Source organism: Neoroseomonas rubea, assembly GCF_016106015.1.
In the GTDB taxonomy this organism is placed as follows: Bacteria; Pseudomonadota; Alphaproteobacteria; order Acetobacterales; family Acetobacteraceae; genus Neoroseomonas; species Neoroseomonas rubea.
This window is the reverse complement of the sequence record NZ_JACADQ010000442.1, coordinates 1-2,761: the sequence shown is the minus strand read 5'-3', so window position 1 is coordinate 2,761 and position 2,761 is coordinate 1. Positions and strand designations below refer to the sequence as shown.

Annotated in this window: 4 protein-coding genes; 1 reads left to right on the top strand and 3 read right to left on the bottom strand. The window is 74.1% G+C overall.

The features are described from left to right. Window positions 1-523: DUF2125 domain-containing protein (locus HW577_RS23345; RefSeq protein WP_198378502.1), on the bottom strand; the 523-nt coding region annotated here is incomplete at its 3' end. Between the two features lie 80 nt (window positions 524-603). On the opposite strand from HW577_RS23345, the gene HW577_RS23340 reads away from it, so the two are divergent. Next, a complete protein-coding gene (locus HW577_RS23340) occupies window positions 604-1,179 on the top strand; it encodes a gamma-glutamylcyclotransferase (RefSeq protein ID WP_232475191.1) in 576 nt (191 codons plus the stop codon). Between the two features lie 166 nt (window positions 1,180-1,345). Here HW577_RS23340 and HW577_RS23335 read toward each other — a convergent pair whose 3' ends face one another. Further along, a complete protein-coding gene (locus HW577_RS23335) occupies window positions 1,346-2,089 on the bottom strand; it encodes a lysophospholipid acyltransferase family protein (protein ID WP_198378500.1) in 744 nt (247 codons plus the stop codon). Beyond that, window positions 2,086-2,761, bottom strand: a 676-nt coding sequence (locus HW577_RS23330) for a YdcF family protein (protein WP_332837797.1), incomplete at its 5' end; no start/stop codon positions are given. The genes HW577_RS23335 and HW577_RS23330, both read right to left, overlap by 4 nt.

Here is a 2,761-nt window from a genome sequence, read left to right as displayed (position 1 = left end):
CGCGCAGCGCCTGCACCGCCAGAGGGCCCTCCGGCGTCACGGCGCGCAGCCTCGCGACCGCCAGCGCCGCAGCGCGCGGCCCCGGGCCGGGCTCGAGCGGCAGGACCAGGTCGATCCGATCGGCCGCGTAGGGAATTTCGGTCGCGCCGAGACGCAGCATCTGCGCCCCGCGCGGCGCGACGACCAACCGATCGAGGCGTGGCGGCGCGACCGTCAGATCCAGGGCCCCCGCCGTCCATGCAAAGCCCTGTGGCAGGCTCGCGGTCGCGCCGGCAACGGCGACCTCGGGCACCGCCAGCCGCGCGGTCAGCGGCCAGCCACCCCGCGTCGGGACCCCGTGCTCGACCGTCCAGCCCTCGGCGCGGCGCTGCGCGACCCAGTCGGAGAAGCCGACCGCCATCGCCCCAGTCACGAACCGCCAGGCGAGCCCGTGCCCGGCGAGCAGCACCGCGAGCAGCAGCAGCGCGCCGATGGCGGCGCGGCGGAAGCCGCGGGCGGGACGGGCCGGCGTCTTGGCGGTCATCGTGGCTCGGCGTATAGCGCCCCGCCCGCCGCGGCGCGATGCGTTCCCCGCTCGCGGCCGTCGGCGGCCGGAAGCCCGCGATGCGCCACGACCCCGAGGCCGCCCGCGCCGCGCTTGACGCGGACGGCCACATGTATGTGTTCGCCTATGGCTCGCTGATCTGGCGGCCGGGCTTCACCCACGCCGCCGCCCATCCGGCACTGCTGCGCGGCTTCCATCGCCGCTTCTGCCTGTGGTCGCACCGTTACCGCGGCACGCCGGACCGGCCGGGCCTGGTGCTCGGCCTCGACCGCGGCGGGGCCTGCCGCGGCCTCGCCTTCCGGGTCGCGGGGGCGGAGGCGGCCGAGGTGCTCGCCTATCTCGATGACCGCGAGCTGCCGGACGGGGCGGAGCAGGTGTACCACCGCCGCCTGCTGCCCGTGCGGCTGCTCGACAGCGGGCGCATGGTGCGTGCCGTCGCTTATGTGGCGAACCGGGGATGCCGGCTCTATTGCGGGCGGCTCTCGCCGGAGCGCGCAGCGGCCGCGATCGCCGCCGGCCATGGCCAGATGGGCCCGAACCGGGAGTATCTGCTCAACACGCTGCGCCATCTGCGGGCGATGGGGGTGCGGGATGCCGGGCTCGATCGGATCGCGGGGCTGATGCCGGCGGAATAGTTCCCTGGCATGAACCTACTGCGCGAATGATGGGCCACAACATTCTACTTTGGGCCCAAGTTAGGGGGGGCGTCCCGGCGGGGTTGTCCACATCGCGAACCGCGCCACTCAATTCTGTTATAATACAATAAGTTGATGTGCTAAACTGACGCCCTGGCTGAATTCATCACGCGCGGTTTTCCGCAAGGTTTTCCACAGGCCCGGGCAGCGCCATCAGCCGCGCCGTCTCGGTCTCGATCGCCTCCTCAAGGGCCTTCATGAAGGCTGCCCGTGGCAGCCCCGCGGGCAGCGGCGGCAGCACCGAGATGTGCAGCGTCCCCGGCCGCTTGTGGAAGCCGCGCCGCCCCCAGAAGCGGCCGCTATCCGTCGCCGCCGGCACCACCGGCGCGCCGGAGGCCATCGCCAGCGCCGCCACGCCAGGCTGGTAGGGCACGCGGTCCCCCGGCGCGCTGCGCGTGCCTTCGGGGAAGATGACCACCGGCCGGCCTTCGGCGAGGGCTGCCTTAGTCGCCTTCACCATGCCGCGCAGCGCGGGGGCACCGGCCTCGCGGTCCACCGCCACATGCCCACAGCGCTGCGCCAGCCAACCCCAGACGGGGATCGCCATGAGTTCCTTCTTGAGCACGTAGACCGGCGCCTGCAGCAGCATCGACCAGACGAACGTGTCGAAGGCGGATTGGTGCTTCCCGGCGATGATCGCCCCGCCCGGCGGGATGTTGTGCATCCCCGTCACCTCGAGCCGGACGCCACAGATGACGCGCAGCGACGTGACCATCAGCCACGCCCAGCCGCGCACATAGGCGATCATCACGCGGCGGGGCGCGAGCAGCATCGGAATGCCGAGCACCGCCGTCAGCGCCGTGCCGCCGATGAAGACCACATTGAACAGCGCCGATCGCAGCAGATTCATCCCTCCCGCGCCTCCCGCCGCGGCCAGGCCAGGCCCGACAGGCCCGCCCGCGCGAGCACGTAGCGCGCATACTCGCCAGCCAGAAGGGCCCAGACGCGCGGCCGCCACGACGCACCGGGCGCGCGCAGCGCGGCGGAGGCCACCGGATGCGGCACCAGCGCCGTGGCGGGCAGCGCCCGGCGCATCTCCAGCATCGCGCGCGGCATGTGGTAGCCGGCGGTCACGACGCGCAGCGACCGCATCTCCTCCGCCCGCGCCCAGGCCGCGATCTCGGCCGCGTTGCCGCGCGTGCTGGCCGCCGCGTGGCCGACATCCACCCGCCCGGCGAGCCGCGCGGCATCGAGCCCCACCGCGGCGGCGATCTCGGCCAGCCCGGCCTCGGGATGCGCGCCGGAGATCAGCAGCCGCCGCGCCCGCCCCTCGGCTAGCAGCCGGAAGCCGGTCGCGACGCGTTCGCTGCCGCCGGTCAGCACGACGATGCCGTCCGTCTCTCCCCCGGCCGGCGTGGCGGGCGCCAGCGCGGTGCCGACGAAATCCGCGAAGCCCCAGGCCAGCGCGAGCATCGCCACCGCGGCGAGCCAGCGCCCCGGCCGCGGGCGGCGGCGCGAGGGCGTGGGCGCGCCTTCGGCATCACTCATGGCAGGCGACGCAGCCAGAGCCGCACCGTCGCCT